The sequence below is a fragment of the Desulfovibrio oxyclinae DSM 11498 genome, from assembly GCF_000375485.1.
Taxonomy (GTDB): domain Bacteria; phylum Desulfobacterota; class Desulfovibrionia; order Desulfovibrionales; family Desulfovibrionaceae; genus Pseudodesulfovibrio; species Pseudodesulfovibrio oxyclinae.
The window spans coordinates 1-6,950 of record NZ_AQXE01000024.1; the positions used below are offsets into that span (position 1 = coordinate 1).

A 6,950-nucleotide genomic window follows, 5' to 3' on the forward strand; every position below is an offset into this window, starting at 1 on the left:
GAGCAAAGGAAGAAGCCCGCTGCTCAGACCTTGCCCGATATGTCGTGGACAATCTCAAGGAAGCCGCCGACCGGATAGCGGAGACCGACTGAGTCGGTATGCCTCCGGCGGCTCTCCGAGGGCCCTCCGGGGGCTTAAGAACCCTTTTGCAAAAGGGTTCTTAAGAATCTCCCAAAAACATTTGTGTTGCCAAGCCGCACGAGGCTTTCCGAAAGCTGAGGCGTATAGGCGGCTTGGCGGGAGGCTGATTGCGGTTGTTGTGCTGGCGGGGGAGTGGGAATGCAGGGGGAGTTTTGATGATAAGCTTGTGAGCTGAGGAAGCTCTCCTTGACGAACTCTCCTTGTTACAGAAGTTCGTTAGCCAAGCCGCACTTCCCCAAATTCCCGTCAGCGGGGTTGCAGCTGGGGCGCGGGTTATGCGGTCGCATGAACTCGACAGCTGCAAGCCCGCTGACAGCTCAGGGATTCCAAAGGGGGCCCGCCCCTTTGGTCCGCCTGAAGGGCCCGTCGGAGACCCGCCGGAGGCATAAAAAAGAGCTCTGCACTTAGTGCAGAGCTCTTTTTTATGATGAACAATTGTATGACTTACACTTCGCAGTCTTTGAGATAGCCGCAGACGAAGGCGGTGGCGTCCATGGCTTTTTTTCCTTGGGGCTTGATCTCGGGTGTCAGGTAGACTTTGTCGGCTGTGCTGATGGCGAGTTTGCCATTGATTTCACCGAGGACGGTTCCGGGATCGACGCCGGGGGATTCGTCTTCGCCTATTTCGCCGGGGGTGACGTTGAGGCGCAGGACCTTGTCCTGTCCGTTATCCCAGTCGAAGTAGGCTCCGGGCCATGGGTACATGGCGCGGATTTGATTGTGGACCTGCTGTGCCGGGCGATTCCAGTCCACTTCGCCTTCCTCTTTAGTGAGTTTGTGGGCGTAGGTGGCGAGTGTGTCGTCCTGCGGTTTGAAGGCGTAGGCTCCGCGTGCGAGGCGGGCGAGGGCTTCCACAATACAGAGGCCGCCGAGGTCGGCGAGTTCGTCGTGGATTTTTCCGGCGTGATCGTTGTGGCCGATGCGCAGGGCGCGGGCGACCATGACGGGGCCGGTGTCGAGTCCGGCTTCCATCTTCATGATGCTGATGCCGGTGACGATTTCTCCGTCTGCGATGGCGCGCTGGATGGGGGCCGCGCCGCGGTATTTGGGCAGCAGGGAGGCATGGATGTTGAGCGGATGCAGCTTGGGGACGTCGAGAACACCCTGTGGCAGGATGAGTCCGTAGGCGGCCACCACGAGCACATCGGGCTCAAGGGCGGCGAGTTGGTCGATGTCGGCCTGATCCTTGAAGTTCTCGGGCTGGTAGACATCAATGCCGTGTTCCAGCGCCAGCTGTTTGACCGGCGAGGGCTTGCATTTGCGGCCGCGACCGCAGGGGCGGTCGGGCTGGGTGTACACTGCCGCTACGTCGCAGCCGTCGAATTCGATGAGCGCCTTGAGGCTTTGGGCCGCGAAATCGGGCGTGCCCATGAATACGACGCGCAGTTTTTCCGCTACTTCGTCCATCTCTGTGCCTTCTTTCTGTACATGGCCTGCTTGAGTCGGCTGGCCCGGTCCACGATGGTGGTTCCGTCGAGGTGATCGATTTCGTGCTGGAGGATGATGGCGAGGTAGCCGTCGGTCTCGATGCAGAGCTCTTCGCCTTCGAGATTCTTGGCGGTCACCTTGACTCGTTCCGAGCGTTTGACGTTGCCGGTGAATCCGGGGCAGCTCAGGCAGCCTTCCTCGGAGTCCACGGAGCCGTCGCACTCGACGATTTCGGGATTGATGAGCACGCGCAGGTCGCCTCGTTCCTTGGGACCGGTCTGGTCAATGCAGATCAGGCGGATGCCTTCGCCCACCTGCGGGGCTGCGAGGCCGACGCCGTCGTCCGCGTACATGGTTTCCACCATGTGCTCGACCAGTTCCTTTATCTCGGGGGTGATTTCCTCGATCGGCGCTGCCTTTTCTGCGAGCACCGGCTCGGGCCATCTGCAAACTTCCAGCTTCATGCTATGCCTCCGGCGACCGGCAGAGTGTCCCTCTTTGTTCCGTTCGCCAACTCCCGGCCGCGATCATGCCGATGCGGTCGGAGATGTGTTTTATTCTGTCGCGATTCGGGCGGCTTCCGGGTCGGGAAACCGCGCCGGGGAAATCTCTTACATGTTTTGCGCCAAAAGACAACGGACTCGAAACGGTCTGAAATCGATGCGCCCCATGCAAATAAGCATTTAACCGGCAAAGGCAATCGGGAAAAGATTTGCCCGCCGGAACGTAAAAAGGGCGCCCGTTGCCGGACGCCCCTGAATGGATTGAACGGGAAAAGGGTTAGGATTCCTTTTTCTCTTCCTTCTTTTCGCGCAGCTTGATGCCGAGTTCGCGAAGCTGTTTGTTGCCAACTTCGGAGGGAGCTTCGGTCATGAGGCAGGTGGCCTTCTGGGTCTTGGGGAAGGCGATGACGTCGCGGATGGACTTGGCGCCGCACATGATCATGATAAGACGATCAAGGCCGAAGGCGATGCCGCCGTGCGGTGGTGCGCCGAACTTGAGCGCGTCCATGAGGAAGCCGAACTTCTCGCGGGCTTCCTCTTCGTCGATGCCCAGCGCGGAGAACATGGCGTCCTGCTGTTCCGGGGTATGGATGCGGATGGAACCGCCGCCCACTTCGTAGCCGTTGATCACGAGGTCGTAGGCGCGGGCGAGCGCTTCGCCCGGATTTTCCCGGACGGTTCCCAGCTGGCCGGGCTGGGCCGAGGTGAAGGGATGGTGGCGTGCCACCCAACGCTTGTCGTCGGCGTCCCATTCCAGCAGCGGGAAGTCGGTGATCCACAGCGGTGCGAACACGGAGTCGTCGATGAGACCGAGGCGTTCGCCGACCTTGATGCGCAGGTAGCCCAGCGCGGTGTTGGCGATGTCGGCCTGACCGGCCTGGAAGAAGAGGATGTCGCCGGGCTGGCAGCCGGTGCGTTCGGCCAGTGCGGCCTTCTCGTCCTCGGAGAAGAACTTGACGATGGGGGACTGCCATTCGCCGTCCTCCTTGACCTTGATCCACGCAAGGCCCTTGGAGCCGTAGATTTCGACGTACTTGGTGTACTCGTCGATCTCCTTGCGGGTCAGCTCTGCGCCGCCGGGGACGCGCATGACCTTCACCAGCTCGGATGCGGCAAAGACCTTGAACCCGCCGCCCTTGAAAATGTCGGTGACTTCCTGATGCTTGAGGTCGAAGCGTACGTCGGGCTTGTCGAGGCCGTAGTCGCGAACGGCTTCGGCGTAGGTCATGCGGGGGAACTCGGCGGGCAGTTCGGCGTCCAGCGTCTTCTTGAAGACGTTGCGGACCATGTCCTCGGCGATGCCCTGAACCATTTCCTCGTCGGCGAAGCTCATCTCCACATCGATCTGGGTGAACTCTGGCTGACGGTCGGCGCGCAGGTCCTCGTCCCGGAAGCACTTGCAGATCTGAAAGTAACGCTCCATGCCGGAGACCATCAGCATCTGCTTGAACAGCTGCGGCGACTGCGGGAGGGCATAGAAATCGCCGTTGTTCACGCGGGAGGGCACGAGAAAGTCGCGTGCGCCCTCGGGGGTGGACTTGGTCAGGATCGGGGTCTCGATTTCGAGGAACCCGTTGTCGTCGAGGAAGCGGCGCACGGCCTGAGCGGCCTTGTGGCGCATGATGAAATTGTTTGCCAGCGCGGGACGGCGAAGATCGAGGAAGCGGTGCTTCAGGCGCAGGTTCTCGCCCGCCTCGACGCGGTCCTCGATGGGGAACGGCGGTGTTTCGGAAGTGTTCAGCAGCTTCCATTCGTCCACGACCACTTCGATCTCGCCTGTGACGAGGGCGGAGTTGGACATGCCTTCGGGGCGCTCGCGAACCTGTCCGCGGACGGCCACCACGTACTCGGTGCGCAGGGCGTGGGCGCGTTCGTGCGCGTCGGTGTTGTGCTCGGGGCTGAAGACCACCTGAGTCAGGCCTTCACGGTCGCGCAGGTCGATGAAGATCAGGCCGCCGTGGTCGCGTCTGAACTGGACCCAGCCCATCAGCGTCACGGTATTGCCTATATTATTGGCATTGAGCTCATTGTTGTGGTGGGTGCGGCGCCAGCCGCCCAGATCTTCAATGACTCGATACTCGTCGTAGCTGCGTTCTTCCTGGTGTTCAGACATGGTTGCTCCGTTGTGGTTGACCCCGGACTGCGGGGCGGCCTGTATTAATGAATTACGAAAGAGGGCCATTGGCGGCCCCTAGACTTTTTTGAGGTATTCCTCGCGGGATACGGTGTACTGCTCGTCATCGCCGGCCATGTCCTTGACGGTGACCGTGCCCTCGGCGAACTCTGCCTCGCCGAGGATGAAGCACTTGGACGCCCCGGTTTTGTTGGCGGCACGCATACGGCTCTTCATGGAGCCGCCCGCGTAGGAGACTTCCCCGCGCTGACCTTTCTCGCGCAGTTTCTGTGCGAAGAGCATGGCATCGTTGGCGGCGCGATCATCAATGACGGCGATGTAGAAATCGGGCGCATCGGCATCCTTGGCACCCAGCAGCATGGCCAGACGTTCCATGCCGCAGGCAAAACCGGTGGAGGCGCAATCCGGGCCACCGAGGCTCTTGGGCAGGCCGTCGTATCGGCCGCCGCCCGCAACCGCGGTCTGCGAACCGATGTCGTTGGACGTAACCTCGAAAGCCGTGCGGATGTAGTAGTCGAGCCCGCGAACAAGGCGGGGGTTCAGTACGTATTCCACACCTGCCGTGCCGAGGATGTCCTTGACCTGCGCGAAGTGATCGGAACACTCGCCGCAAAGGTGGTCGGTAATCTCGGGCGCGCCCTGCACCAGCTCCTTGCAGCTCGCGGACTTGCAGTCCAGAACACGCAACGGGTTGGTGTCCATGCGGCGCTGGCAGTCCTCGCAAAAGCCGTCGCGGCCCTTGGACTGATAAAAATCGATGAGCGCCTGACGGTATGCCGGGCGACAGTCATGACAGCCGAGGGAGTTGAGCTCGAACGTCAGCTTGGTCAACCCAAGCTCGTTCAGAAAGCTCTTGAGCATCAGGATCAGCTCGGCATCGGCCTGCGGTTCGGGCGCACCGAAAATTTCCGCATTAAGCTGATGGAACTGACGCTGACGACCCTTCTGCGGTCGCTCGTAGCGGAACATCGGCCCGGTGGTGAAATACTTGAGCACCTTGCCGGGCTGGTACCGGCCGGACTCCACAAAGGCGCGGACAACACCCGCCGTAGCCTCAGGCCGCATGGTCATGGAGCGCCCCTTCCGGTCCGGAAAGGTGAACATCTCCTTGCCGACCACGTCGGTGTCCTCGCCAATGGATTTAATGAAAAGTTCGGTCTTTTCAAGGATCGGCGTTCTGAGTTCGCCGAAACCGTATCTGGAGAAGATTTCACGGGCAGTGTTTTCCATTCTGGTGAACACCGCTGCGTCCTCGGGAAAGAGGTCCGCGAAACCCTTGATCTTTTTAATGCTGGGCATAACTGCTTTCCAATCCTGTCAATATCTGGCTTTGGGAAACGATTCTCGTTAGTCCAAGTGTGCGCGATTGTCAAAGCCGCAAGGGCGGCACACAGGGGTTATCCCCGGTTGCGAATATCGTCACGCCACTTGTTCAGCGGGGCATAGCAACCTTGCCCTTCATGATTCGAACGACGAGCCTGCTCACCCTTTTCGGCGTCAAGCATCATCATGCAAAGATACCGGCTCTGCTCATCGTCCCACTTGAGATCAGGACAACGGCGCTGATAACCGTACTGGCGGTGCGATTCCTCGCAAGGATTGTCAAGACAGCACCAGCCGCAGCCCACGCAGGGTTTGGACATTGCTAAATTCTCCTGTGGTCGGGATGTGGCAGTTTACGGACCGAAGACACTACCCCTACTCGCCACACTTGTGAAGCCCGGAAAACAGGGAATTCGCGCGCAGAGGCTGTTTCCGGCAGGTGTGCCTCCGGCGGGCCCTTCAGGCGGACCAAAGGGGCGGGCCCCCTTTGGAATCCCTGAGTTGTCAGCGGGGTTGCAGCATTCGGGGCCATGCGACCGCATAACTCGCGTCCCAGCTGCAACCCCGCTGACGGGGACTTATGGTTCTATGGTTCTTAGCTGACGAACTCCGTTAGCAGAGTTTAGCTAAATAGGGCTCTCTCAGTTCACACACTTCCCGTCAGAACGCCCAACAAAGCATCCAATCCCGCAACTAAGTACTGCGACAATGCCGAGCGAGGCCTAAAGGCTCTTTTGACCGTTAACGCAGGTCCGGGTGGTGTCTGTAACCACGGACGTTTCATCAGGAACAGTGATCGCGTCATAGAGCCTCTCGCCGAGAGTGGCGGCGCACCCCAACAGCGCAGTTTTGCCTTCTTTTTTGCGCCAGCAAAAAAGAAGGTCGGCCGACAGGCCGAAACCTTCCACTGATGCAAACAGCAATGCCTCCGGCGGGCCCTTCTGGCGGACCAAAGGGGCGGGCCCCCTTTGGAATCCCTGAGCTGTCAGCGGGCTTGCAGCTGTCGGGTTCATGCGACCGCACAACCCGCGTCCCAGCTGCAACCCCGTTGACGGGGATTTGGGGTAGTGCGGCTTGGCTAACGAGTTTTTGTAACAAGGAGAATTCGTCAAGGAGAGCTTCCTCAGCTCACAAGCTTATCATCAAAACTCCCCCTGCATTCCCACTCCCCCGCCAGCACAACAACCGCACTCAGCCTCCCGCCAAGCCGCCTATACGCCTCAGCTTTCGGAAAGCCTCGTGCGGCTTGGCAACACAAATGTTTTTGGGAGATTCTTAAGAACCCTTTTGCAAAAGGGTTCTTAAGCCCCCGGAGGGCCCTCGGAGAGCCGCCGGAGGCATATGAAAATGCCGGGAGTGTTGTCTGGAAATGCTGAAGTTACAGCAGTTCCAGTTCTTTCATGGCGAGGTAGAGTTCGCGG

General features: G+C 59.9%; 6 protein-coding genes. All 6 read right to left on the bottom strand.

What is annotated here, in order from left to right:
- Window positions 1-585: 585 nt before the first annotated feature.
- The 6 genes from fmt to B149_RS0115900 all read right to left on the bottom strand — a co-directional run bounded on the left by fmt (window position 586) and on the right by B149_RS0115900 (window position 6,482).
- Window positions 586-1,548, bottom strand: a complete 963-nt coding sequence (gene fmt / locus B149_RS0115875; protein ID WP_018126150.1) for a methionyl-tRNA formyltransferase — start codon at window positions 1,546-1,548, stop codon at window positions 586-588.
- The gene (gene def / locus B149_RS0115880) at window positions 1,536-2,033 is read right to left on the bottom strand and encodes a peptide deformylase (RefSeq protein ID WP_018126151.1); all 498 of its coding nucleotides are present in this window, start codon (window positions 2,031-2,033) and stop codon (window positions 1,536-1,538) included. Before def ends, fmt begins: the two co-directional genes overlap by 13 nt.
- 316 nt (window positions 2,034-2,349) lie before the next feature.
- Window positions 2,350-4,185, bottom strand: a complete 1,836-nt coding sequence (aspS, locus tag B149_RS0115885; protein WP_018126152.1) for an aspartate--tRNA ligase — start codon at window positions 4,183-4,185, stop codon at window positions 2,350-2,352.
- 78 nt (window positions 4,186-4,263) lie between these two features.
- Complete coding sequence (gene hisS / locus B149_RS0115890; protein WP_018126153.1) at window positions 4,264-5,505, bottom strand: histidine--tRNA ligase; 1,242 nt, start codon at window positions 5,503-5,505, stop codon at window positions 4,264-4,266.
- Window positions 5,506-5,603: 98 nt separating this feature from the next.
- The gene (locus B149_RS0115895; RefSeq protein WP_018126154.1) at window positions 5,604-5,849 is read right to left on the bottom strand and encodes a hypothetical protein; all 246 of its coding nucleotides are present in this window, start codon (window positions 5,847-5,849) and stop codon (window positions 5,604-5,606) included.
- A 402-nt stretch (window positions 5,850-6,251) separates the two neighbouring features.
- On the bottom strand, window positions 6,252-6,482 hold the full coding sequence (locus B149_RS0115900; RefSeq protein ID WP_169332934.1) for a hypothetical protein: 231 nt from the start codon (window positions 6,480-6,482) through the stop codon (window positions 6,252-6,254).
- Between the last annotated feature and the right edge of the window lie 468 nt (window positions 6,483-6,950).

Coding starts and splice junctions, on each gene's coding strand:
- hisS (WP_018126153.1), bottom strand. CDS start 5,505: ATGCCCAGCATTAAAAAGATCAAGGGTTTCGCGGACCTCTTTCCCGAG.
- fmt (WP_018126150.1), bottom strand. CDS start 1,548: ATGGACGAAGTAGCGGAAAAACTGCGCGTCGTATTCATGGGCACGCCC.
- aspS (WP_018126152.1), bottom strand. CDS start 4,185: ATGTCTGAACACCAGGAAGAACGCAGCTACGACGAGTATCGAGTCATT.
- def (WP_018126151.1), bottom strand. CDS start 2,033: ATGAAGCTGGAAGTTTGCAGATGGCCCGAGCCGGTGCTCGCAGAAAAG.
- B149_RS0115895 (WP_018126154.1), bottom strand. CDS start 5,849: ATGTCCAAACCCTGCGTGGGCTGCGGCTGGTGCTGTCTTGACAATCCT.